This window comes from Mesorhizobium sp. WSM4887 (assembly GCF_029625865.1).
GTDB lineage: Bacteria > Pseudomonadota > Alphaproteobacteria > Rhizobiales > Rhizobiaceae > Mesorhizobium.
This window is the reverse complement of record NZ_JARTVP010000001.1, coordinates 440,613-463,456: the sequence shown is the minus strand read 5'-3', so window position 1 is coordinate 463,456 and position 22,844 is coordinate 440,613. Positions and strand designations below refer to the sequence as shown.

Annotated in this window: 21 protein-coding genes and 1 pseudogene; 14 read left to right on the top strand and 8 right to left on the bottom strand. The window is 63.9% G+C overall.

The window, feature by feature from the left end:
• The 3 genes from P9230_RS02255 to folE all read right to left on the bottom strand — a co-directional run bounded on the left by P9230_RS02255 (position 1) and on the right by folE (position 2,235).
• The gene (locus P9230_RS02255) at positions 1-972 is read right to left on the bottom strand and encodes a patatin family protein (RefSeq protein ID WP_067000906.1); all 972 of its coding nucleotides are present in this window, start codon (positions 970-972) and stop codon (positions 1-3) included.
• 84 nt (positions 973-1,056) lie between these two features.
• On the bottom strand, positions 1,057-1,515 hold the full coding sequence (gene hisI / locus P9230_RS02250) for a phosphoribosyl-AMP cyclohydrolase (RefSeq protein ID WP_127248610.1): 459 nt from the start codon (positions 1,513-1,515) through the stop codon (positions 1,057-1,059).
• 93 nt (positions 1,516-1,608) lie between these two features.
• Positions 1,609-2,235 carry a GTP cyclohydrolase I FolE gene (gene folE / locus P9230_RS02245; RefSeq protein WP_067328045.1) on the bottom strand — a complete coding sequence of 209 codons (627 nt, stop codon included), beginning with the start codon at positions 2,233-2,235 and terminating at the stop codon, positions 1,609-1,611.
• A gap of 236 nt (positions 2,236-2,471) precedes the next feature.
• Between folE and P9230_RS02240 the strand changes: the two genes are divergently transcribed.
• The 5 genes and pseudogenes from P9230_RS02240 to P9230_RS02220 all read left to right on the top strand — a co-directional run bounded on the left by P9230_RS02240 (position 2,472) and on the right by P9230_RS02220 (position 7,047).
• Entirely contained in the window at positions 2,472-2,918 is a 447-nt protein-coding gene (locus tag P9230_RS02240; protein ID WP_067328046.1) for an iron-sulfur cluster assembly scaffold protein, read from the top strand.
• A 180-nt stretch (positions 2,919-3,098) separates the two neighbouring features.
• Positions 3,099-3,473: a membrane protein insertion efficiency factor YidD gene (gene yidD / locus P9230_RS02235; RefSeq protein ID WP_127324127.1), complete on the top strand. Its 375-nt coding sequence runs from the start codon at positions 3,099-3,101 to the stop codon at positions 3,471-3,473.
• A 142-nt stretch (positions 3,474-3,615) separates the two neighbouring features.
• Positions 3,616-3,807: pseudogene (locus P9230_RS02230) on the top strand (class D beta-lactamase); the annotation flags it as partial.
• A gap of 229 nt (positions 3,808-4,036) precedes the next feature.
• Positions 4,037-6,010, top strand: coding sequence for a threonine--tRNA ligase (thrS, locus tag P9230_RS02225; protein WP_127217304.1), 1,974 nt, complete (start codon positions 4,037-4,039; stop codon positions 6,008-6,010).
• Positions 6,011-6,105: 95 nt separating this feature from the next.
• Positions 6,106-7,047: a 1-acyl-sn-glycerol-3-phosphate acyltransferase gene (locus tag P9230_RS02220; RefSeq protein ID WP_128203021.1), complete on the top strand. Its 942-nt coding sequence runs from the start codon at positions 6,106-6,108 to the stop codon at positions 7,045-7,047.
• Positions 7,048-7,051: 4 nt separating this feature from the next.
• On the opposite strand, the gene P9230_RS02215 is transcribed toward P9230_RS02220, so the two are convergent.
• A complete protein-coding gene (locus tag P9230_RS02215; protein ID WP_128203022.1) occupies positions 7,052-8,017 on the bottom strand; it encodes a hypothetical protein in 966 nt (321 codons plus the stop codon).
• A gap of 163 nt (positions 8,018-8,180) precedes the next feature.
• Between P9230_RS02215 and P9230_RS02210 the strand changes: the two genes are divergently transcribed.
• Both P9230_RS02210 and P9230_RS02205 read left to right on the top strand, forming a co-directional pair.
• The gene (locus P9230_RS02210; protein ID WP_067328052.1) at positions 8,181-8,765 is read left to right on the top strand and encodes a nitroreductase; all 585 of its coding nucleotides are present in this window, start codon (positions 8,181-8,183) and stop codon (positions 8,763-8,765) included.
• Between the two features lies 1 nt (position 8,766).
• Positions 8,767-9,375 carry a flavin reductase family protein gene (locus P9230_RS02205; RefSeq protein WP_127248611.1) on the top strand — a complete coding sequence of 203 codons (609 nt, stop codon included), beginning with the start codon at positions 8,767-8,769 and terminating at the stop codon, positions 9,373-9,375.
• A 63-nt stretch (positions 9,376-9,438) separates the two neighbouring features.
• Here the strand turns inward: P9230_RS02205 and P9230_RS02200 are convergent, their stop codons facing one another.
• Together P9230_RS02200 and P9230_RS02195 are read right to left on the bottom strand one after the other, a co-directional pair.
• On the bottom strand, positions 9,439-10,320 hold the full coding sequence (locus P9230_RS02200; protein WP_127248595.1) for a CoA ester lyase: 882 nt from the start codon (positions 10,318-10,320) through the stop codon (positions 9,439-9,441).
• On the bottom strand, positions 10,320-10,772 hold the full coding sequence (locus tag P9230_RS02195) for a MaoC family dehydratase (RefSeq protein ID WP_067000165.1): 453 nt from the start codon (positions 10,770-10,772) through the stop codon (positions 10,320-10,322). The genes P9230_RS02200 and P9230_RS02195 overlap by 1 nt, the downstream gene beginning before the upstream one ends.
• 149 nt (positions 10,773-10,921) lie before the next feature.
• Here P9230_RS02195 and P9230_RS02190 point away from each other — a divergent pair, with 149 nt between their 5' ends.
• Positions 10,922-12,043 carry a DUF2336 domain-containing protein gene (locus P9230_RS02190; protein WP_067328054.1) on the top strand — a complete coding sequence of 374 codons (1,122 nt, stop codon included), beginning with the start codon at positions 10,922-10,924 and terminating at the stop codon, positions 12,041-12,043.
• Between the two features lie 49 nt (positions 12,044-12,092).
• Here the strand turns inward: P9230_RS02190 and P9230_RS02185 are convergent, their stop codons facing one another.
• Together P9230_RS02185 and parE are read right to left on the bottom strand one after the other, a co-directional pair.
• On the bottom strand, positions 12,093-14,183 hold the full coding sequence (locus P9230_RS02185; protein ID WP_127248596.1) for an FUSC family protein: 2,091 nt from the start codon (positions 14,181-14,183) through the stop codon (positions 12,093-12,095).
• Between the two features lie 43 nt (positions 14,184-14,226).
• Positions 14,227-16,281, bottom strand: coding sequence for a DNA topoisomerase IV subunit B (gene parE / locus P9230_RS02180; protein WP_067000178.1), 2,055 nt, complete (start codon positions 16,279-16,281; stop codon positions 14,227-14,229).
• Between the two features lie 253 nt (positions 16,282-16,534).
• On the opposite strand from parE, the gene cpaB reads away from it, so the two are divergent.
• From cpaB to P9230_RS02150, 6 genes are all read left to right on the top strand, one after another.
• A complete protein-coding gene (gene cpaB, locus P9230_RS02175; protein ID WP_278117239.1) occupies positions 16,535-17,473 on the top strand; it encodes a Flp pilus assembly protein CpaB in 939 nt (312 codons plus the stop codon).
• A gap of 81 nt (positions 17,474-17,554) precedes the next feature.
• On the top strand, positions 17,555-18,949 hold the full coding sequence (locus P9230_RS02170) for a type II and III secretion system protein family protein (RefSeq protein ID WP_245322498.1): 1,395 nt from the start codon (positions 17,555-17,557) through the stop codon (positions 18,947-18,949).
• A gap of 4 nt (positions 18,950-18,953) precedes the next feature.
• The gene (locus tag P9230_RS02165) at positions 18,954-19,229 is read left to right on the top strand and encodes a hypothetical protein (protein WP_278117238.1); all 276 of its coding nucleotides are present in this window, start codon (positions 18,954-18,956) and stop codon (positions 19,227-19,229) included.
• A gap of 13 nt (positions 19,230-19,242) precedes the next feature.
• On the top strand, positions 19,243-20,457 hold the full coding sequence (locus tag P9230_RS02160; RefSeq protein WP_278117236.1) for a response regulator/pilus assembly protein: 1,215 nt from the start codon (positions 19,243-19,245) through the stop codon (positions 20,455-20,457).
• Positions 20,454-21,875 (top strand): CpaF family protein, encoded by a 1,422-nt coding sequence (locus tag P9230_RS02155; protein ID WP_067000192.1) that lies wholly within the window; start codon positions 20,454-20,456, stop codon positions 21,873-21,875. Before P9230_RS02160 ends, P9230_RS02155 begins: the two co-directional genes overlap by 4 nt.
• A gap of 3 nt (positions 21,876-21,878) precedes the next feature.
• The gene (locus P9230_RS02150; protein WP_095802175.1) at positions 21,879-22,844 is read left to right on the top strand and encodes a type II secretion system F family protein; all 966 of its coding nucleotides are present in this window, start codon (positions 21,879-21,881) and stop codon (positions 22,842-22,844) included.

Below are 22,844 nucleotides of genomic sequence, written 5' to 3'. Positions count from 1 at the left end.
TCAGGCGAGCACCGTCTGCAGCCGCCGCAATTCGCTGATCTGGGACATGGTCGCCTGATAGCCGATGCGGATCGCCTCGTCGGCGCGGTGGAACTCGGTCAGTCCGATATGGCTGAGCTTCGGCTGCAGCGACATGTCGGGCGGATCGCCGGCGAGCCTGGCGCGCGAAATCCGGTCCTGGATGATGTTGAAGGCCTCGACCATGACGCCGGTGATGCCGAGGCGGGTCTGGTGCGGCGGGTGCTGGGGATTGACCTGACCGGGACGCGGCGCGTCGTTCTCGATGACGAGTTCGCCCGCGCTGTGCTTGATCACCGCGGCACGCCCAAACAGATCGTAGTGGAGGTTGACGGCAACGACCAGCGGCTGTTCGTAAGCACGGCAGACCGAGACCGGCACCGGATTGACCAGCGCGCCGTCGACCAGCACGCGCCCGTTGCAGTTTACGGGCTCGAAGACGCCGGGCAACGCGTAGGACGCGCGCATGGCGGTGATGAGCGAACCTTTCGACAGCCAGATTTCGTGGCCGGTGCGGATTTCGGAAGCGACGGCGACGAAGGGCTTCGACAGTTCCTCAAAACGGATACCGTCGACATGTTCGCGCAGCCGCGCATCGAGCTTCATGCCGCCGAACAGGCCGCTGCCGCGCAGATTGAGATCGAGCAGTCCGAAGAGGCGCCGCTTGGTCAGGCTTCTGGCGAACTCTTCCAGTTCGTCCAATTTCCCGGCAAGATAGCAGCCGCCGACCAGCGCGCCGATCGACGTGCCTGCGATCATCGAAACTTCGATGCCGGCTTCGTCCAGCGCGCGCAGCACGCCGATATGGGCCCAGCCACGCGCACAGCCGCCGCCGAGCGCCAGCGAGATGCCCATCTTCTTCGCCGATTTCGGATCGAGCACGCCGCCGGACGATGCAAGGCCGTTGGCCTCCTGAACGTCAGGTCTGCTGCGCAATGACGCCCATTCGAGCATCATGATCTCCCTTGTCCCGTGTCCCTTCTATCACAAGGATGTTTGAGAATAGTGAATATGAGTGGTTTGTGAATATCGAATGGTTCACACCGGCTTCCGATACGTTTCTTGCGCATCGAACAGCGGCTTGCTGCCATCGTCGGCAAGCACCGCCTTGCCGTCGCTGAGCCCCACCGTCCGATAAAAGCAGGAACGCCTACCGGTGTGACAAGTTGCGTCCTGGCCCAATACTTTGACGCTCAACCAAATCGCGTCCTGGTCACAATCCGTGCGCATCTCGACGACGCGCTGGACGTTGCCCGACGTCTCGCCCTTTTTCCACAGCGCGTTGCGGGAACGCGACCAGTAGTGGGAGATGCCGGTTTCGAGCGTCAGCGCCAGCGCCTCGGCATTCATATGCGCGACCATCAAAAGCATGCCGTCGCCGGCGTCGGTGACGACGACGGTCACGAGGCCGGCAGCATCGAAGCGCGGAGAAAGGACGGTGCCTTCCTCCAGCGCCTTCTTGTCTGCCGGGGCTTTGGGAAATTGCAGTGCCGACATTGCCGGTTCGTCTTTTTGTTGGACCATGATCTTATCCGAAAACCGGGTCCCGCTTTTCGGGACCATGGTCTGAAGGCCGGCAGCAGGCGGCGATCAGGCACGCACCATGGTGACGAAGCGCACCTGTTCCTCGGGCGTGTCCTTGAAGACGCCGGTGAAGGTCGAGGTGAGCGTGGTCGAATCCTGCTTGCGGATGCCGCGCATGGCCATGCACATATGCTCGGCCTCGATCATGACGGCGACGCCGCGCGGGTTGAGCACGTCCTGGATGACGCCTGCGATCTGCGCCGTCATTGCTTCCTGCGTCTGCAGGCGATGGGCGAAGATGTCGACGACGCGCGCGATCTTGGACAGACCCACGACCTTGCCGTCCGGCAGGTAGCCGACATGCGCCTTGCCGATGATCGGCACCATGTGGTGCTCGCAATGGGAGTGGAACTTGATGTCCCTGACGATGACGAGATCGTCATAGCCGGCCACTTCCTCGAAAGTGCGGCCAAGCTCCTCGGCCGGGCACATGTCATAGCCGTTGAACATCTCGCGAAAAGCCTTGGTGACGCGCTTCGGCGTGTCGACAAGGCCCTCGCGATCAGGGTTGTCGCCGGTCCAGCGCAAAAGCGTGCGCACGGCGGCTTCGACCTCGGCCTCGCTTGGGCGATCGGTGACAGGCTTCTCCATGTAGGAGGAAGGGGGCATGAGTTTCTTGATGACGGCATCCATAAAGGCGTCTCCCGTAGTCCCACTCAAAGGTGGGACGAGTTGAACGGACCACGACCTTTCGGGTGAAACTCGCCCGGTTTCCAGCCCGTAAGCGGCGTGAACAGATGAGCAATGACAATGGCTTGAGTTTGCCTTGTCGATGCCCGGCTGCCATCATTATATATGGTCGTGCACAGCGAAAGGAAGACGCAACAGCGGCAAAGCCTGTTCGCTTGGCGGCGACGGATTGGAAAAATATGATCGACGACGTCTACAATGCGAAAATCCTGAGCTTCGCCGGAAACATCGCCAAGATCGGCCGGCTCGACCACCCCGATGCGACCGCCAGAGCGCACTCCAAACTGTGCGGCTCGACCGTCACAGTCGACCTCAAAATGGATGGCGACGTGGTGACCGATTTCGCTCATGACGTGAAGGCCTGCGCGCTTGGTCAGGCATCCTCCTCGATCATGGCCCAGCATGTCATCGGCGCGAACGCCGATGAGCTGCGCGCAGTGCGCGAGACCATGCTGAAGATGCTCAAGGAAAACGGCGCGCCGCCGGAAGGCCGGTTCGCCGATCTGAAATATCTGGAGCCGGTGCGCGACTACAAGGCACGTCACGCCTCGACCATGCTGACCTTCGATGCGGTGGTCGACGCGATCGGCCAGATCGAGAAGAAGCGCGCCGGAGAGGCTGCTTGAGGGCGATCTCCTGAGCTGCTTGCCTGTTATGGCGAACTCGCTTGGTATCCCGGCGCCATGTCGAGTGGACCGACCGGCGTCCCGTCCGGCCTTCCCGGCGATGACCGATAAAAGGTCGTTGCGTTCCCGGCTCGAAACCCACATCTAACGCACAAGGAAGCTGGCTGCGGAGAAGTGCGGATGGGAGACCATCCAGGACATATCCATGGTGTCCGGCCGGTCCGGCATGGGCGAAACTGGCAGGGACCCTGGCGCAAGACGCCGGGCCGCGTCCTCGGCACGTCGCTCGTGCGCCTCTACCAGTTGACGCTTTCCGGCTTCGTCGGCAATAGCTGCCGGCATCTGCCGACCTGTTCCGAATACGCGCATGAGGCAATCGCCCGCCATGGATTGTGGACCGGGGGCTGGCTGGCGCTGTTCCGGGTCTCGCGTTGTGGGCCGTTCGGGACGCATGGCATCGACCGCGTGCCGGAGACGCTTGCGCCGCGCTATGTCTGGTTCATGCCGTGGCGCTATTGGCAGATCGGCAGGAAGCACGGCGACGCAGATGGCTGACTATGTAAGCGCTTCGCAGCCGGTGTTTACGATCCGGTAGGGTTAACGTCAGCCTGCACAAACACTGCCAATTTGAGACAAAATCGAGACAAGAGGCCTCGCTAAGCCGCTCCGCATAATCCCTTTCCCGGAGTGAACTTCGATGCGCCAGATAGACCGCTATCCGTTCTTCATTGCCATTATTCTGTTCCTGCTGGCCTGGATGCTCGGCCTGCCGATGCGGGCGCAGTCGGCGCCGCTCAAAGACATCCACTGCACTTTGATCGAGGACTCGGCGAGCGGCTCGACGCTTTGCCAGGATGGCTTCCGCGACGAGCGCGTCAGCCCGGCTTCGATCTTGCCGAAGGGGCTCGCGACGCGGGCGGCTTCCTGAACGATCTTCCCGGGCTCATCAAATAGAACGGCTTGCGGCTTTACGGCGGCGGAAACTCCTCATAAAAGACTGCCGCCCGCCAGCGTCCAAGTGATTGGCGCCTCCGGCCAACCCTGCATGCTCCAGCACACTTCCTGCGACATGCATTCACCACCCGCGCTCGTTTGCGGGACTGGATAGGACAACTCTGATGCTGAATTCCGTGTCCCTGACATTTCCCGATGGTTCCGTCCGCGAGTACGACGCGGCCATGACCGGCGCCGCCCTTGCCGAATCGATCTCCAAATCGCTGGCGAAAAAGGCTGTTGCCTATAGCCTCGACGGCACCGTCCGCGATCTTTCCGATCCGCTCGGCGGGTCCGGCAAGGTCGAGATCATCACCCGCGAGGATCCGCGCGCGCTGGAACTCGTCCGCCACGACGCGGCGCACGTGCTGGCCGAGGCGGTGCAGGAACTTTGGCCAGGAACGCAGGTGACCATCGGGCCGGTGATCGAGAACGGGTTCTATTACGACTTCGCGCGCAACGAGCCGTTCACCCCGGACGATTTCCCGGTGATCGAGAAGAAGATGCGCGAGATCATCGCCCGCAACAGGCCGTTCACCAAGGAAGTGTGGTCGCGCGAGAAGGCGAAGAAGGTCTTTGCCGACAAGGGCGAGCGCTACAAGGTCGAGCTGATCGACGCTATCCCCGAGGATCAGGATATCAAGATCTACGCGCAGGGCGACTGGTTCGATCTCTGCCGCGGTCCGCACATGGCTTCGACCGGGCAGATCGGCAACGCCTTCAAGTTGATGAAGGTGGCGGGCGCCTATTGGCGCGGCGATTCCAACAACCCGATGCTGACGCGCATCTACGGTACCGCCTTTGCCGACCAGGCGCAGCTCGAGGCATACCAGATGCTGCTGGAGGAAGCCGAGAAGCGCGATCATCGCAAGCTCGGCCGCGAGATGGATTTGTTCCATTTTCAGGAGGAGGGACCGGGCGTCGTCTTCTGGCACGCCAAGGGCTGGAAGATGTTCCAGAACCTGGTCAACTACATGCGCCGCCGCCTCGACGAGCACGGCTACCAGGAAGTCAACGCGCCGCAGGTGCTGGACAAGAGCCTGTGGGAGACGTCCGGCCACTGGGGCTGGTATCGCGACGCGATGTTCAAGGTGACGGTTGCCGGTGACGACACCGACGACGACCGCGTCTTCGCGCTGAAGCCGATGAACTGCCCCGGCCATGTGCAGATCTTCAAGCATGGGTTGAAGTCTTACCGAGAACTGCCCGTAAAGCTTGCAGAGTTTGGCAATGTGCACCGTTATGAGCCGTCGGGCGCGCTGCATGGGCTGATGCGTGTGCGCGGCTTCACTCAGGACGATGCGCATATCTTCTGCACCGAGGAGCAACTCGCCGCGGAATGCCTGCGCATCAACGATCTAATCTTGTCGACCTATGCCGATTTCGGCTTCGACGAGGTCGCGGTGAAGCTGTCGACGCGGCCCGACAAGCGCGTCGGCACAGACGAGGCCTGGGATCATGCCGAGGCGATCATGAGCAATGTGCTGGAGACGATCCGCACGCGCTCCGGCAATCGCATCAAGACCTCGGTCAATCCGGGCGAGGGTGCCTTCTACGGGCCGAAGTTCGAATATGTGCTGAAGGACGCCATCGGCCGCGAATGGCAGTGCGGCACCACCCAGGTCGACTTCAACCTGCCGGAACGCTTCGGCGCCTTCTATATCGGCTCGGATTCGGAGAAGAAGCAGCCGGTCATGGTGCATCGCGCGGTGTGCGGCTCGATGGAACGCTTCCTCGGCATCCTGATCGAGAACTATTCCGGCCATTTCCCGCTGTGGTTCGCGCCGCTGCAGGTGGTGGTGGCGACGATCACCTCCGACGCGGATGAGTATGCCACGAAAGTGGTCGAGCGGCTGAAGGCTGCGGGGCTGCTCGCCGAAACCGATCTGCGCAACGAGAAGATCAACTACAAGGTGCGCGAGCACAGCCTGGCCAAGGTTCCGGTCATTCTCGTTTGCGGCAAGCGGGAGGCGGAAGAGGAAACCGTCAATGTCCGCCGTCTCGGCTCCCGCGACCAGGAATCGCTGAAGCTCGACGACGCCGTGAAATTGCTGGCGGACGAGGCCGTCTCTCCGGACCGCAAGCGCCGCGCGGCCTAAAATCGTTAATCTCCAATCGCTTCTCGAATGGCGGTGGCACATAGTCCACCGCCATCTTCACACGCCTGTCACGCCAACCTTGTAGCCGAGCCGCCATGCTCAAGCTGAAACCGCGGGGAAGGCCGTTTCCCGAGCTCTCCTACGCCAACCGGCATCAGCCGGCGCTGACGCGGTGGTTCATCCATTCCGTCGAAGGCCTGTCGGGCCGCGACCGCTTTGCCGTGCTCTACGACTTGTGGCGGCGCCAGGTCGCTCCAACGGGCGAACGTGTGTTCAGCCGCATGCTGGACTTGATCGACGTCAGGGTGCACCACGCCGGCCGTTGGCCGCCGGCAAATGTGCCGGCTAGTCCGCTGGTGATCGTCGCCAACCATCCCTTCGGCATCGGCGACGGCATTGCAGTGCTGTCGCTCGCCGAGCAGCTCGGCCGTCCGTTCCGGGTCATGATCCACAAGGACCTGCTCAGGATCCGCGAGATGGAAGCCTATTCGCTGCCGATCGATTTTTCCGAGACCAAGGAAGCGCTGAAGAACAACATGGCCGTGCGCCACGAGGCGGTGCGGCTGTTGAAGGCAGGCGTCACCATCGTCGTTTTTCCGGCCGGCGGCGTCGCCACGGCGCCGAAGGGGTTCGGCCGGGCGATCGACCTGCCGTGGAAGATGTTTCCGGCCAAGCTCATCCAGGAGGCCAAGGCCTCGGTCATCCCTTTGCATTTCTCCGGCCAGAACGGCCGTCTGTTCCACCTCGTCAGTGGGCCGATGAACATGGCCGAGCGCGACAACCGCGTGGCGAAATTCGTCGGCAAGGCGTCGCTGACGCTGCGCACCTCCCTGCTCATCCGCGAATTCGCCCGGCTGTCCGGCAAGGCGATCGAGGTGCGCATCGGCGATGTGCTGAAGTGGAGCGAGCTCGAACCGTTGCGCGACCGCAAGGCGTTGCTCGACCAGCTCTACCAAGCGGTTTTCGATCTCGCTCCGGCGGCTGCGCGGCGCGGACGCGTACCGTTTCTAAGCAAGCGGATGCGCAAAGCCGCCTGAGCAGCTAGTCCGCGCCCTCCTCGGGATCGATTGCGGACGATTCGTTGGCCACGACCTCGATTTCCTGGTTCTGGCCGGCGACGACGGTGAAATCCTTCTGGTAGATACGGTCGCGGTTCTTGGCGATGATGGTGTATTGGCCTTCGGCCAGCACCATCGAGGCGAAGGCGCCGACGGCTTCCTTGATCGGATCGCCCGATTCATTGAGCAGCGACCAAGAGGTGTCAGCAATGGCTTCGCCACCGGGTTCGCGCACCAGCTTCATCGTCATCTCGGCTGCGCGGTGCTCGACGGTGGCCTCGGTCAGCTTGCCGGCCTCGACGCGGATATCGGAGCGGATCACGGCGTTGACCGCGCCATAGGTGGAGACGACATGGTAGGTGCCTGCATTCAGCCGCACCACCGTGTTCGGCTCCACATCGGGGGCGATCAGCGCGCGGTCGCCATTGGTCTCGGCCTGGCCCTCATAGATCGCGAAGCGGAGCTTCTTTGGCGCGATGTGCGCGCCGCCGGACGTCACCGCATCGAGCTTCAAGCCGCCGGCATCGAGAACGAGGCTCTCTCGCTTTGCGTCCTTGCCGACGGTGATGCGCTTGGTGGCGCCGGCCCGTCCGTAAGAGGCGTGGACTAGGTAGCTGCCGGGGTCGAGCTGGAACACCGCCGTGCCGCCATGCGCGGACGCCACCATCGGCAGCTTGCCGTCGCTGGCCGGTTCCGGCTTGAAGACGCGCCAGACGATGCCGCGGGTGATGTCGGCGCCCTTGTCGGTCAGTTGCGCAGAAAGGGTGATCGCTCCGCCGCTGCCAAGCGCCAGCGACCGCTCGCTCTTCGGCGTCGCATAGCTCGAAATGCCCGGCACCTTGATATTGCCGACATCGTTGGCGTTCTGGGCCAGCGCGAACGAAACCGGCACCGCAAACAACGCGGCGACGAGCCCGATCACGAAAAGGCGCAGAGTCTCCTCAAACATGCCTTGCGTTGAAGCCCAAGGCGGTGGCAATTTCAAGGCTCAAGAGCCTGCCGCCCTCCGCCAGGGCTCTTTATCCGGCGTATAATTGCGCCATTGCCCGAGCCGCCCGACCTCCCGATGGCGCGCTTCAGCTCAAAATTGAAATGCTAGGAGACTTGCGCCCATGGCGTCGCCGATCATCGACTTCCTGCTGACCCGCAATTCAGCGCCGATTCCCGACCTCAAGGAGCCGGCGCCGAGCGATGCGGAAATCGCCACGATGATCGCCGCGGCGTCGCGGGTGCCAGACCATGGCCGCCTCGAGCCGTGGCGGTTTATCGTCTACCGCGGCGAGGCGCGGGTCGAGATTGGCAAGAAGCTCGCGGCGCTTGCCGAGCAGCGCGAAGGACCGTTGCCGGAGGGGCGCCGCAACCAGGAACTGGCGCGCTTCTCGCGCGCCCCGCTGGTGATCGGCGTCGTCTCCGTGCCGCGGGAGAACCCAAAGATCCCGCAATGGGAGATGTTCCTGTCGGGCGGAATGGCGGCTATGAATCTGATGATCGCGGCCAACGCGCTGGGCTATGGCACCAACATGATCAGCAACTGGTATTCCGACGTTGCGGAAGGCAGGGCGATCCTCGGGCTGTCGCCGCAGGAGCGCGTCATCGGCTTCGTCCATATCGGCTCGTACCAGGGACCGGCGCCGGAGCGGCCCCGACCCGATCCGGCGAAGCTCTATGCCGATTATGCCGGGCCGTGGGCCGGCTGAGATGTTCTACGAGCCATCCAAGGGGCACGGCCTGCCGCACGATCCGTCGAAGGCGATCGTTGCACCCCGCCCGATCGGATGGATCTCGACATTGAACAAGGCCGGTGAGATCAACCTGGCGCCCTATTCCTTCTTCAATGCCGTTTCGACGCGTCCTTTCATCGTCTGGTTCTCATCCGAAGGCGCGAAGGACAGCGCCACCTTCGCTGAAGAAACCGGCGAATTCGTCGCCAATCTCGTCAGCCGCGAGCTTGCCGAGAAAATGAACCGCACCGCCGTCGATGCACCGCGCGGCGTCAGCGAGTTCGCCTATGCCGATCTCGCCATCGCGCCGTCGCGCCTCGTCGCGCCGCCGCGCGTGGCGGAAGCGCCCGCCGCCCTCGAATGCAAGGTGACCGAGATATTTCGGCCGCGGGCGCTGGACGGCGCCGAGACCAGCGCCATCGTCGTCGCCGGCGAGGTCGTCGGGGTCCACATCGACGATGCTTATCTCAGGGACGGCCTGTTCGACATCGTCAGGGCCGGCAATGTCGCCAGGCTCGGCTATATGGACTATGCCAGCGTGAACGAGATTTTCTCGATGCGGCGGCCGCGCTGGAGCAAGGATTAACTGGGAGGGGTACACGGCTCACGTCCGCTGCAAGCTGATCCCCATGGTCTGGTGATTGGCGGTTCAGGCTGAAAGTCCCGCCGCCCTCGCGCGCGCCAGCAGCCGCTCCGCAAGCCGCAGGTGCGGCCGATCATACATCTTGCCGTCGATGCCGACGACGCCCGGATTTCCCGCCGCCGCGAAGGCGTCGACGATCGCCCGCGATCGTTCGACCGCTTCCGGCGACGGCGTGAAGGCGGTGTTGATGACCGGCACCTGCGCTGGATGGATCGCCATCTTGCCGGTAAAGCCGTCGCGCTCGGCTTCTCTGCATTCGGCTTCGAAACCGGCCATGTCGCGGAAATCCGGAAAGACGGTATCGATCGCGGCGATTTCCGCCGCTCCGGCCGCCAGGATGGTCGTCGCGCGCGCCAGGCGGAAGACGTCGGTGTAGCGGCCGCTCTCGTCGCGCGCCGAACGCGCGCCGATTGCGGCCGACAGATCTTCTGCGCCCCAGGTAAGTCCGGCAAGCCGGCTGCTTGCTCCGGCGTAGCTCGCGGCAGCCAGCAGGCCGGATGCGGTTTCGGTGATGATCGGCAGGATCTTTATGCCGCCATCCGGCAAGCCGCTTTCGGCCTCGTGCACCCGAAGCTTGGCCGCGAGCTGCTGGACATCCTGTCCGCTGTTCGACTTCGGCAGCATGATGCCGTCGGGTTTCACCGGGACGAGCGCCGCAAGATCATCGTCGGTCAGGCCGGTCGACAGATCGTTGACGCGTACGTAGATGTCGGAGCTGGTCTGCTGTCGGTGGCCGGCGATGAAGTTCGCCGCGACTTTGCGGGCGGCCGCCTTGTTGCCGGCAGCGACCGAATCCTCAAGGTCGACGATGACCACGTCGGCGCCGGCGCCAAAGCCCTTTTCCAGCTTGCGCTCGGAATCGCCCGGCACGAAGAGCAGCGAGCGCATCAGGACGCCTTCTTCATCATCATCGCCTGCCTCGTGCATTTGGCGACCAGAACATCGTTCTGATTATAGGCGCGGTGCTCGAATTCGACGATGCCGCGATCGGGCTTCGACCTGGACTCGCGCACCGAAACGACCGTGGTCTCAACACGAATGGTGTCGCCGTGGAAAACCGGGTGCGGGAAGACGGTCTCCTTCATGCCGAGATTGGCGACAGTGGTGCCGACGGTGATATCGTTCACCGAGATGCCGATCATCAGGCCGAGCGTGAACAGCGAATTGACCAAGGGCTTGCCCCATTCGCTCTTCGCGGCGAAGTCGAAGTCGATGTGGAGCGGCTGCGGGTTCAGCGTCATCACCGAGAACAGCATGTTGTCGCTTTCGGTGACGGTCTTGCGCAGCGTGTGCCGGAAGACGCGGCCGACGACGAACTCCTCCAGATAAAGCCCGGCCATGGTCGATCTCCTCGCTATTCCTGTTTGATAGGTGTTGGTTGCAAAGCCATCAAGCCGGTTAAGAAACATGGTGAACCGTTCGTAAACCATTTCCAGCTTACCGTTCCCAACGGGGCCGAAACGTTTCGGCAAGGGCGTAGCTGATCGGCATGGTTGTTTCGCATTTTCTAAAGTGGATCGATAAGGCAAGGGTTTCCGAGCGCGCCGCCGCCGCGAGCGCGCTGGCCCGCGCCTACATCAATTCCGACCTGCCGTTCGAGGATCGCTGCGCCGCCGAGGCGGCGCTCACGCTGCTGCTCGACGACGTTTCCGCCAAGGTCCGGCAGGCGCTCGCCGAAGCGCTGTCGATGAGCCATCACGCCCCGCCGCAGGTGATCGCAGCACTCGCTTCCGACCAGCCGGAAGTGGCGGCGCTGGTGCTGGCGCGTTCGCCTTTGCTTACCGATGCCGATCTCATCGACCGCGTCGCCTGCGGCCAGAAGGCCACCCAAAAGCTGATAGCCAACCGTCCCGTCGTCTCGATGTCGCTGGCGGCAGCCATCGCCGAGATCGGCGAGCCGGAAGCCTGCGCCACGCTGATCGCCAACAGCGGCGCCGATATTGCATCGCTGAGCTTCCGCCGCATGGCCGAACGGCACGGCCACCTGCCGCTGGTCCGTGAGGCGCTGATCGCCGACGCGCGGCTTCCCGCCGACTGCCGGCACATGCTTCTGGTCAAGCTCGGCGAGACGCTGAAGGGATCGCCGCTGGTGCTGGCGCTGATGGGGGCGGCACGAGCGGACCGCGTGATGCGCGACGCCTGCGTGAAGGCCTCGGTGACCCTGATCGAGGGCACGCGCGCCGAGGAGCACGCGGCGCTGATCGAGCATCTCAGACTGCGCGGAGACCTCACCGCGAGCTTCATCATCCGCACCGTCGCGCATGGCAAGGTCGACTTCTTCGGCTCGGCGCTGGTGGCGCTTGCCCAGCAATCCGAGCAGCGGGTGAGGGCGTTGCTGGCCGGCGGGCACGACGTTGCGTTGCAGGCGCTGTTCCGCAGCGCAGGCCTCGCCGCCGCCACGCACGGCATCATCCTGCGCGCGCTGAAGATCTGGCGCGAGGTCGCCAACGGCAAGCGTGTCGCCGGCGTGCAGGAGGTGAGCTGGCTGATGCTGAAGGAACTCGGCGGGCAATCGGCCGAGGGCGATCTCGCCGGACTGGTGAAGTCGATCCATCTCGACGCGCTGCGCGAGAACGCGCGCGGGCATGCGCTGGCAATTGCCGCCGCCTAGCGCACGTCGGTGCCAGGTGTGGCCGGCCTGGCGGCTTCCTGCTCGATGCTCACGTATCCCGGCCCGGCCCGTCTAAGGGTGCCCCCTTCGCGAAAAAATCCGGATAATCCTGCATCGCGGCAGCGATGATGCGCAGTGAGGCCGCGACCTGAAGCATTTCCGGCCGGTCGCTGCGACCGGCGATGCTCGCCGCATATTCCCGCGCCACGGCGATGGTCGAGGTCTGCGGCTCGCCATGCCTCCTGAACAGCAATTCCCGCGCCAGGCCGCGCAGGAAGCTGCCGATCGACTCGACCGTCTCGCGTGGCACGATGGAGTTCAGTTGCGCCTGGCGCAGCCGGAGCACTTCGAGGCCGACGGTCACGGCGGCAATGCTGCCGCCAAGAATAGGGTCGCCTTTCCTCCCGGTCTGCTGCAGTTGCGGCATCAACTGGTTGATCCGGTCATAGGCCAGGCTTTCGAAGGCCGAACGCCTGGGGACGCGCTCATGCAGGCAAAGGCGCGCCAGGTCCTCGCGCATCGCCTGCGAGATGCGCTCAACACTGGCCGAGGGATTGGCCGGCAGAACGACGATGAAGACGCCGATGGCGATCAGGATGCCGACCAGGATCGATGTCGATCCGGCGAAGAACGGGCCGGGATCATAGGTCATCATCTGGTGCGGGCTGAGAAAAGCCAGGAAATTGATGGCGAAGGCGGTGGCCACGCCGACATGCCGCGGATTGGCCATGCCGAGCGCTGCCGGCACCAGGATCGGCACGACAAAGAGGGTGAACCAGCCGAAGCCGGGCAGCGCCGGCATTGCGATCTGGCCGACGAGGAAAGCGAAAGGCAAAGCGAGGAGCGTTCCGGTGAAGAAGCCCCAGGCCGACTGAACCGGATCGGGACGCGCCGCGAACAGGCTGGAGACGACGGCGACGAGAATGACGGTGCCCGCCGCCTCCGACCATTTGGTGGTCAGCCAGAAGGCGGCCACCAGAAGCGTGGCGAGCGCGGCGCGCACCGCATTGCGCCAGGCCGCATGATAGTCGCGGTGCACGACCAGGGCCGGTTGCTGCCGCTCACGAGACGTTCGGGAAACCGGCGAGCGAAGCGCATCCAAGCCGCGCATCACCTGCTTCAGCGCCTCCGCGAAATCGGCGGCAATGGTGAGGCGGGTGATGGTGCCGACCTTGTCTTCACCGGGATCGGTGGCCACCGGCGCCGTTTCTCTTGCCCTGATCGCGATTGCCTCGAGCCGAGCCACCCATGGGCCGGTGTCGTCCAACGCGTCGCGCGTCGTAGCGAGTTCCCCGACGATTGCCTTCAACTCGCTGCGAACAGGGATGAGCGTCGCATTCTCCGGCGCGGCATGGGTATGCAGCGCGCGGGCCGCCGAGAGCGCCCACAGGAGCTGTCCGATCGTGCGCCGGACCGGATGGGCGCGGGTCGCGAAGCTCGGCGCTTCGAGGCGCGCATAGGTGCGCATTTCGGCAAGTGTCTGGGCATCGGTGATCAGCTTGCGCTGGAGAGCGGCAAGACCGGCCGGATCGCCGTCGGAAAAGGCGCCTGAGGCGTAGTCGGCGAGATCGAGAATGCTGCGTTTCAGCCTGGAGATGATGGCGTCCGCCGCGAGCTTCGGCAGGATCAGCCGGCTGGTGACGCCGGCGCAGACGATGCCGAGCACAATTTCGGCGCAGCGCGCGACAGCGAGATCGACGACGAGATGCGCCTGCCCGAATGCCGGCAGACTGATGATCATCGCTGTATAGCCGGCAAGGGCGGCGCCATAGGCTTCCGGATTGCGCAGCAGCGAGGAAACGAGGGTGCTGACGCCGATCCATAGTGCCAGCACCGTCACCAAGAGCCAGGGATTGGTGCCGAACAGCGATGTGATGCCGATCGCCGCCAGGCCGCCGGCCAGCGTACCGAGCAGGCGGTAGAAGCCTTTCGCCAGCACCATGCCGGCGACCGGCTGCGCGACGATGAACACCGTCATCATCGCCCATTGCGGATGATCGAGCTTCAAGGCGTAGGCGGCAAGCAGCGCGATCAGCCCGGCAGAAACCGTTCGCAGGGCGAAGATCCAGTCCGAACGCGTCGGCTGGGTCAACTCACTTAACGGTGTCCCGGCTAGATCCTTCAGCCGCGTCCAGGTCACATGCAAGTCTCCGTGCCGGAGCCTGTTATGGACCAGTCCGCGTTCAGATATCCAGCACGTCGGCCTCGGCGAATTCGGCACGTTCCTGGATGAAGCGGAAGCGGGCCTCGGGCTTGGTGCCCATCAGCGCGTCGACGGCGTCCTTGGTCGCCTGCTCGGCATCGATCACGTCGACCCTGAGAAGCGTGCGCTTCCTCGGGTCCATCGTGGTTTCCTTGAGCTGCGAGGCCATCATCTCGCCAAGGCCCTTGAAGCGGCCGATCTCGACCTTACCGCGCCCGGTGAATTCGGTGCGCAGCAATTCGTCCTTGTGCGCGTCGTCACGTGCATAGGCCACCTTACCGCCCTGACGGATCGAATAGAGCGGCGGCACGGCCATATAGAGATGGCCACCGCGGATCAGGTTAGGCATCTCCTGGTAGAAGAAGGTGATCAAAAGCGAAGCGATATGCGCGCCGTCAACGTCGGCGTCGGTCATGATGATCACGCGGTCGTAGCGCAGGTCCTCGTCGCGATATTTCGAGCGGGTGCCGCAGCCGAGCGCCTGGATCAGGTCGGAAATCTGCTGGTTGGCGGCAAGCTTGTCGTTGCCGGCGCTGGCGACGTTGAGGATCTTGCCGCGCAGCGGCAGCACCGCCTGGCTGGCGCGGTCGCGCGCCTGCTTAGCCGAGCCTCCGGCCGAGTCGCCCTCCACGATGAAGATCTCGGCGCCGGCCGCGGCGTTCTGCGTGCAGTCGGCGAGCTTGCCCGGCAGGCGCAGCTTGCGTACCGCGCTCTTGCGCGACACTTCCTTTTCCTGGCGCCGGCGCACACGCTCGTCGGCGCGCGCGATCACCCATTCGAGAAGCTTCGAGGCTTCCTGCGGGTTGTCGGCCAGCCAGTGGTCGAACGGGTCGCGGATGGCGGTTTCGACGATGCGCATCGCCTCGATGGTGGCCAGCCTGTCCTTGGTCTGGCCGACGAATTCCGGCTCTCGGATGAATACCGACAGCATGCCGGCGGCCGAGATCATGACGTCCTCGGTCGTGATGATCGAGGCGCGCTTGTTGCCGATGAGGTCGGCATAAGCGCGAAGCCCGCGCGTCAGCACGTTGCGGAAGCCCGCCTCATGGGTGCCGCCCTCGGGAGTGGGAATCGTATTGCAGTAGGAGTTGAGGAAGCCGTCGCCGCCGAACCAGGTCACCGCCCATTCCAGCGAGCCGTGGCCGCCCTGCTTGTCGCTTTTGCCCGCGAAGACTTCGCGCGTGACCTGGAATTCGTCGCCGAGGGTGGCCTTGAGGTAGTCTTTGAGGCCGCCCGGGAAATGGAACTCGGCTTTGGCCGGAGTTTGATCCTTTTCCTTGATCAGCGAGGGATCGCAGGTCCAGCGGATCTCGACGCCGCCGAACAGATAGGCCTTCGAGCGCGTCATGCGGTAGAGCCGGGCCGGCTCGAAGGCGGCGCCCTTGCCGAAGATCTGCTCGTCGGGATGGAAGCGGGTCCTGGTGCCGCGGCGGTTGTGCACCTCGCCGAGGTGCTCCAGCCCGCTCACCGGAACGCCGCGCGAGAAGCGCTGGCGATAGAGCTGGCGCCCGCGCGCGACCTCGACCTCGAGGTGATCGGACAGCGCGTTGACGACGGATACGCCGACGCCGTGCAGACCGCCGGAGGTCTCATAGACCTTGGAGTCGAACTTGCCGCCCGAATGCAGCGTCGTCATGATGACTTCGAGCGCCGGCTTCTTGAACTTCGGATGCGGGTCGATCGGAATGCCGCGGCCATTGTCGGTGACGGTAAGAAATCCGTCCGCCGAAAGCTCGACGTCGATGAAGGTCGCGTGGCCGGCCACCGCCTCGTCCATCGAATTGTCGATCACCTCGGCGAAGAGATGATGCATCGCCTTGTCGTCGGTGCCGCCGATATACATGCCTGGGCGCCGCCGCACCGGCTCCAGCCCCTCCAGAACCTCGATGTCGGCGGCGCTGTAGCTCTCGCTGCCGTCGCGGGCGGCGGCCGAGCGCTTCGCGGCCTGCACCAGCGGATCGGCCGGCCGCGAGGGCGCGCGTACTTGCTGGGGCTGCTTTTCCGGGTTGCCGAAAAGATCGCTGGTGTCGTCCATGCTAGCCATTAAGTCCGGTACTGCGAATCACTCCTCGATACTGCCACGCTTTTGGCGGGCGAACGAGTTCCTGTTCCGTTCAGGGATCAAACTGTCTCTTATTCCAAAACCATTCGATAACCAAGCCGCTGGAAATAGGGCGGGCTCCACCCTTCGGATTCCTGATTCTTTAACATTAACGCCTAGCGTGAGCCTCAACGACAAAAGACCACGGGGCGTCAGGGGTTTCGTTGTGAAGGGCAGGGCCATAACCATGATCGGCATCGCAGCCGTTTTCGGCGCGATCTCGATCTTTGCCGCGGACTTCTGGGTCAAAAGCCAGGCGAGGGCCCAGTCCGAGCAGAAGACGGCATCGATCGTGGTGCCGCACGAGGCCAAAGTCGAATTCAAGACCATCGTTGTGGCGAATGCGCCGCTGCGCTACGGCATGCAGCTCGACCGGTCGCAACTCACCGAAATTCCGTGGCCGCAGGATTCTCTGCCGCAAGGCGCCTTCCCGACCGTCGACAAGCTGCTGGCCGAAGGCAGCCGCGTCGTGCTGTCGCCGATCGAGGTCAACGAGCCGGTGCTGCTCGCCAAGCTGTCGGGACCGAATGGCCGCGCCACACTTTCCAACATGCTGTCGCCGGGCATGCGGGCCGTCACCATCCGCACCGACGAGATCGCCGGCGTCGGCGGCTTCATCACGCCGGGCGACCGGGTCGACGTCGTGCTGACGCGCGATGCCGGCGAAATCCAGGAAGTGTCCAAGAACGCGCAAGGGGCAGCCGGCTCGACGGTCACGTCCGAAATCGTCGTCTCCGACGCCAAGGTGCTTTCGGTCGGGCAGGGCGCGGACGCGCGCAAGACCGAGCCGCAGGTCGCCAATTCCGTCACCCTCGAGGTCACGAACGAAGGGGCGCAGAAGGTAGCGCTCGCCCGCACCGTCGGCTCCTTGTCGCTGTCTTTGCGGTCCGCCGCCGATGCCAGCGCCAGCGGCAACGGGCTTACCACCATCTCTTCCTTCGGCGGTTCGGTTGCCGCGAGCGCCGAGGCAAGCGCCGCCTCGCTGGTCAAGGCGGTGGCGAAGGAGCCGGAGGAGCCAAAATTCAAGACGGTGATCGTGTCCCGTGGCACGAAGGTGGAGGAATACAAGGTTCCCTCCAAGCCCGCCGAGGGAGACGTCGTTCCTTCCAAGGAACAAGAACAATAGCCGGTGGGGACCGGCGGGAACGGGACAATGCATGTGTTGAACAAAGAACGGACGACGAGAGGGCTGCGCCTTCTGCGTGCAATGGCGGCGGGCGCCTTTCTGGCAGCCGCCGGAATGCTGGCCTTTGGGGCGCCGGCCCAGGCCAACAACGACGTCGTATACGTCTCGGCGACCAAGAACGCCTCGATCAAAGTCGCCAAGGGCAAGCCCAAGACGATCATGACGAACGCGGCCTTCTATCAGATCGTCATCGGCGATCCGGAGATCGCCAACGTCAATCCGCTGACCGACAAGTCCTTCTATGTGTTGGGCAACAATCTCGGCACCACCGGCATCGCGCTGTTCGATCAGAACAAGCAGCTCGTCGGCACCATCGACATCGAGGTGACGCTGGACACCGACCAACTCGCGAACACCATCCGCGCCAGCGTGCCGGATGCCAAGATCAAGGTCGGTTCGGCCAACGGCCGCGTGGTGCTTTCGGGCGAGGCGGAAGACGCGGTCGCGGCCGACAAGGCGAGCAAGATCGCGTCGCGCTTCTCCGGCAATGAGGAAGTGATCAACTCGGTCAACATCTCGTCCTCGCAGCAGGTTCAGCTCAATGTCCGTTTCGTCGAGATCAACCGGCAGGCGGGACAGGATCTCGGCGCCAAATACGGGGCCAATTTTGCCTTCGGCGTCGGCGGTCGCGACGTCATCATCGACCCGGGCACCGTGCCAACCGCCGGGACCGGCGAGATCATCGGCCGGTTGCTTTCCAACGGGGTTTCGATCGACATCGCCATCAAGGCGCTGGAAGAGCGCGGTCTCGCCCGGCGGCTGGCCGAGCCCAACCTGATCGCCCGCTCGGGCCAGACCGCGAGCTTCCTTGCCGGCGGCGAGTTCCCGATCCCGGTGTCCGAGGACAACGGCAAGATCAGCGTCAGCTACAAGAAATACGGCGTCGGTCTGGATTTCACGCCGACCGTGCTCAAGGGTGGACTGGTCAGCCTCGATATCGCGCCGGAAGTTTCGTCGATCGATCCCTCCGCGTCGATCGAAGTCAGCAGCGGCATTTCCATTCCTGCCTTCATCGTGCGTCGCGCCAAGACGTCGGTCGACTTGAAAAACGGCCAGAGCTTCATGATCGCGGGCCTTCTGCAGTCGCAGAACGACATCACCACCTCGCGCCTGCCGGGGCTCGGCAAGCTGCCGGTTCTCGGTCCGCTGTTCTCCTCGAAATCCTATCAGCGGCGCGAGACCGATCTGGTGATCATCGTCACGCCCTACCTGGTCAAACCGGTTGACCCGTCGAAGAAGATGGTCGAGCCCACCGACGGAACGCGGCCGCCAAGCAATGCCGACTACTTCCTGAACAACACCGAGGAAGTCGACGCTTCCGCTCCCAAGCGCCCCTTGGCGCTGGCCGACGGCAGCGGGGCCCGTCCGGTGGCGGCGACCACGTCGGGCCATTTCCTCGATCTGCCGAAGGACTGAAGCCATGCGTCTGGCTCCTTGCATCGCTCTGCTGCTCGCCGGCGCGCTCTCCGGCTGCACCAGCGACGACTATGTGCGCACCGAAGGCGTATCTCCGGCCGCCGGCAACGCCCAGGCGTCCAACACGGCCATGCAGATGGTCGATCCCTGGCAGTACGGCGTCCAGAACACCAGGCTTCTGGTGCCGGCTCCGAGCACGAACTCCACGGCCACTGCCGCGGGCGCGAAGGGCGGCGCGGCGTCGGCTTCAACGACATCGGTATCAACGACAGCAGACTGATGAGCTGACGACCATGGCATCGGGCACCAAGACCAAGAAGATCCTGCTCGTTTCGACCGATCGGGCGTTTTCGCAGGACACGCGGACGGCTTTCGCTGCATCCGAGGTCATCGAGCTTCTGACGGTCGAGAAAAGCGTCAACGAACTGCGCGGCGAGGTCCAGGAGACCGATTTCGGCGCCGTCATCGTCGACATGGACGCGGCCAGGCTTGAAGAGATCGAGTCGCTGCGGCGCATCATGCGCAGGATCGAAGGCCGCGTCCCGGTGGTCGTCGTCACGCAGGAATTCAATGCGGCGGCGGTGCGCATCCTGGTTCAGCTCCAAGTCGCCGACTTCCTGGTGAAGCCGATCACCACCGCCGATCTGGTGCGTTCCGTCATTCGCGCGCTGCAGGGGCCGGGGCGGGAGGAAAACTCCGAATCGCAAATCTACACCTTCATGCCGGCCGCCGGTGGTGTCGGCACCACCACGCTTGCCCTGCAGACCGCCTTCCAGCTGCACCATTCGGTGACGCGCGGCGCCTCGACCTGCGTGGTCGACCTCAATTTCCAGCAAGGCGCCTGCGCCGAATATCTCGACCTCGAACCGCGCTTCGACATCACCGAAATCGAGAACCAGCCCGAACGTCTCGACCGGCAGCTGCTGGACGTCATGCTGTCCAAGCATGCAAGCGGGCTCTGCGTGCTGGCGGCGCCGACGCGCCCTTCGGAAATGCGCTCGTTCAAGACCGATGTCGTGGTGCGCATGCTCGACCTCGTCTCGGCCTATTTCGACAATGTCGTCATCGACATGCCGCGCACCTGGTTCCCGTGGACCGAGACGGTGCTGCTCGGCTCCAACAAGCTCTATATCGTGGCCGAGATGACGGTGCCTTGCCTGCGCCACACGCAGCGTCTCATCCAGGCCATCTACGAGACGGCCGGCAAGGAAGTGAAGCCGAACGTCATCGTCAACCGTTTCGAGCAGAAGATGTTCGACAGCGGCATCAAGCAGGCCGACGTCCAGGATATCCTCGGCGAGCACTTCGTCGGCGGCATCTCCAACAACTACCGGCTGGTGCGCGAGGCCGTCGACCGCGGCGTGCCGCTGCACGACATCGATCCGAACGCCAATGTCGTCAATGACCTGAAGAAAATCATCCTGCCCGAGGAGGCGGTGGCAACGACGGCAAAGTCGAAGTCGCTGTTCGGCCTCGGCAAGGGCCTCCTGAAGAGGAAAGCAGGATGAGCAGTCGCTTCTCCAACCTGCAGAATCGCGATGTCCGTCCGCTGCGGGCGCCCGAACCCGCGCCCGTTGCGCATCACGCCGTGGTCATTCCGACGACCCGCAAGCCGGCGCCGCCGAAGCCGGAAGCAGCACCCGCAAAGAGCGCCAACAAGGTGCTCGACGCGCGCGTGCGCATCCACCGCATGCTGCTCGAAGAAATCAACCTCGTCGCGCTGGAGCGGCTGCCCAAGGATGAAATGCGCCGCCAGGTGCATGAGTTCGTCTCGGAAAAGACGCGTCAGGAGCGAATGGCGATCAACACCGCCGAGCTGGACGCGCTGGTGGACGACATCGTCGACGAGATGGTGGGCCTCGGCCCGCTGGAGCCGCTGCTCAAGGATCCGGAGATCAACGATATCCTGATCAACGGCCATCAGAACTGCTTCGTCGAAAAGCGAGGCAAGCTGCAGCAGGTCCATATCCCGTTCAAGGACGAGGCGCATCTGCTTCGGATCATTAATAAAATCGTCGCGGCCGTCGGCCGCCGCGTCGATGAATCGCAGCCGATGGTCGACGCCCGCATGCTCGACGGATCGCGTTTCAACGCCGCGATCAGGCCGGTCGGCGTCGACGGGCCGCTGGTATCGATCCGCAAATTCTCCAAGAACAAGCTCGGCCTGCACAAACTGGTAGAGTTCGGCGCCATCACCCAGAACATGGCCGAGGTGCTGGCGGCGGCCGTGCATGCGCGCAAGACGACGATCATCTCCGGCGGCACCGGCACCGGCAAGACGACGATGCTCAATGCCTTGTCGGCCTTCATTCCCGAGGACGAGCGCCTGATCACCATCGAGGACGCCGCCGAGTTGCAGCTGCAGCAGCCGCATGTCGCGCGCATGGAAACGCGCCCGGCAAACATCGAGGGTCATGGCGAGCTGAAGCAGCGCGATCTGGTCAAGAACGCGCTGCGCATGCGGCCCGACCGCGTCATCCTTGGCGAGTGCCGTGGCGAGGAAGCCTTCGACATGCTGCAGGCTATGAACACTGGCCATGAAGGGTCGATGGCGACCATCCACGCCAACACGCCGCGCGACGCAATATCGCGCCTCGAACAAATGCTCGGCATGACCGGAATGCCGATGACGGTGCAGTCGATCCGCAGCCAGATCGCGAGCGCCATCGACATCATCGTGCAGCTGACACGCCTGTCCGACGGCAAGCGCAAGGTGACCAGCGTCGCCGAGGTGACGGGCATGGAAGGCGACGTCATCCAGATGCAGGAGATCTTCCGCTTCGTGCGCACCGGCATGGAGGCGGACGGCAAGATCGTCGGCCATTTCGAGGCAACGGGCATCCGACCGCGCTTCCTCGAGGACCTGCGCAACATGGGCATCGAATTTCCGGGCAAGTATTTCGAACCCGGCCGGCCGCAGGAGTAGCCGGTGCTCGAGGGATTCAGCCCGATCTATGCCGTCTACGCGGCGGCGGCGCTCACCGGCATCATGATCGCCGAAGGCTGCTACCTGCTCTATGCCGGCCGCAGCGACAAGCGCACGGCGATCAATCGCCGCATGAAGCTGGCGGAGAACAAGATCAGCCAGGAGCAGGTGCTGATCCAGCTGCGCAAGGAGCGCGGCATGGAAGAGGGCACGCCCCTCCTTTCCTTCGATCGCTTTCGCGCCTTGCGCACGCAGTCCGGCATGATCATGCCGATGCCCAAATTCCTCACGATCACGTCGGGGACAGCGTTCACTCTGGCGCTTTTCGCCGTCTGGTACGGCCTGCCTTTGCTGTTCGGGCTGGTCCTGCTTCCTGTGCTGGTGCCGGTCTTGCCGGTTATGGCGATGCGTTTTCTGCGCAAGCGCCGGCTTAAGCGCTTCGGCATGCAATTGCCGGAAGCGCTGGAGCTGATCACGCGCGGCCTCAAGGCCGGCCACCCGGTGCCGGTGGCGATCGCGATGGTGGCGCGCGAGATGGCCGATCCGATCGGCACCGAGTTCGGCGTCGTGGCCGACGAAGTGACTTATGGCTCGGACCTGGTTTCAGCGCTCAACAACCTGTTCGATCGCGTCGGCCATGAGGACCTGCCGCTGTTCGTCACCGCAGTCTCGATCCAGAGCAGCTCCGGCGGCAATCTGCGCGAGATCCTCGACGGCCTGTCGTCGACCATCCGCGAGCGCGGCAAGCTGCGGCGCAAGGTGCGCGCCATTTCGACCGAAGGCCGCATGTCGGCCTATATCCTGACCGCCGTGCCGGTGCTTCTGTTCACCGCCATCATGGTGCTGATGCCGCAATTCTATCGCGAGGTGTGGGGGATACCGAAGACCTGGTACATGCTGGGCGGCTCGATCCTGTGGCTCCTGCTCGGCAATGCCATCATGTTCAAGATGTCGAATTTCAGGTTCTGA

Excerpts from the sequence above, each read along its gene's own strand:
- P9230_RS02255 (WP_067000906.1), bottom strand. The coding sequence starts at position 972 with ATGCTCGAATGGGCGTCATTGCGCAGCAGACCTGACGTTCAGGAGGCC.
- P9230_RS02220 (WP_128203021.1), top strand. The coding sequence starts at position 6,106 with ATGCTCAAGCTGAAACCGCGGGGAAGGCCGTTTCCCGAGCTCTCCTAC.
- parE (WP_067000178.1), bottom strand. The coding sequence starts at position 16,281 with ATGGACGACACCAGCGATCTTTTCGGCAACCCGGAAAAGCAGCCCCAG.
- hisI (WP_127248610.1), bottom strand. The coding sequence starts at position 1,515 with ATGTCGGCACTGCAATTTCCCAAAGCCCCGGCAGACAAGAAGGCGCTG.
- P9230_RS02205 (WP_127248611.1), top strand. The coding sequence starts at position 8,767 with ATGTTCTACGAGCCATCCAAGGGGCACGGCCTGCCGCACGATCCGTCG.
- folE (WP_067328045.1), bottom strand. The coding sequence starts at position 2,235 with ATGGATGCCGTCATCAAGAAACTCATGCCCCCTTCCTCCTACATGGAG.
- P9230_RS02210 (WP_067328052.1), top strand. The coding sequence starts at position 8,181 with ATGGCGTCGCCGATCATCGACTTCCTGCTGACCCGCAATTCAGCGCCG.
- P9230_RS02240 (WP_067328046.1), top strand. The coding sequence starts at position 2,472 with ATGATCGACGACGTCTACAATGCGAAAATCCTGAGCTTCGCCGGAAAC.
- P9230_RS02170 (WP_245322498.1), top strand. The coding sequence starts at position 17,555 with ATGGCGGCGGGCGCCTTTCTGGCAGCCGCCGGAATGCTGGCCTTTGGG.
- P9230_RS02190 (WP_067328054.1), top strand. The coding sequence starts at position 10,922 with ATGGTTGTTTCGCATTTTCTAAAGTGGATCGATAAGGCAAGGGTTTCC.
- yidD (WP_127324127.1), top strand. The coding sequence starts at position 3,099 with ATGGGAGACCATCCAGGACATATCCATGGTGTCCGGCCGGTCCGGCAT.
- cpaB (WP_278117239.1), top strand. The coding sequence starts at position 16,535 with ATGATCGGCATCGCAGCCGTTTTCGGCGCGATCTCGATCTTTGCCGCG.
- P9230_RS02165 (WP_278117238.1), top strand. The coding sequence starts at position 18,954 with ATGCGTCTGGCTCCTTGCATCGCTCTGCTGCTCGCCGGCGCGCTCTCC.
- P9230_RS02155 (WP_067000192.1), top strand. The coding sequence starts at position 20,454 with ATGAGCAGTCGCTTCTCCAACCTGCAGAATCGCGATGTCCGTCCGCTG.
- P9230_RS02200 (WP_127248595.1), bottom strand. The coding sequence starts at position 10,320 with ATGCGCTCGCTGCTCTTCGTGCCGGGCGATTCCGAGCGCAAGCTGGAA.
- P9230_RS02215 (WP_128203022.1), bottom strand. The coding sequence starts at position 8,017 with ATGTTTGAGGAGACTCTGCGCCTTTTCGTGATCGGGCTCGTCGCCGCG.
- P9230_RS02195 (WP_067000165.1), bottom strand. The coding sequence starts at position 10,772 with ATGGCCGGGCTTTATCTGGAGGAGTTCGTCGTCGGCCGCGTCTTCCGG.
- P9230_RS02160 (WP_278117236.1), top strand. The coding sequence starts at position 19,243 with ATGGCATCGGGCACCAAGACCAAGAAGATCCTGCTCGTTTCGACCGAT.
- thrS (WP_127217304.1), top strand. The coding sequence starts at position 4,037 with ATGCTGAATTCCGTGTCCCTGACATTTCCCGATGGTTCCGTCCGCGAG.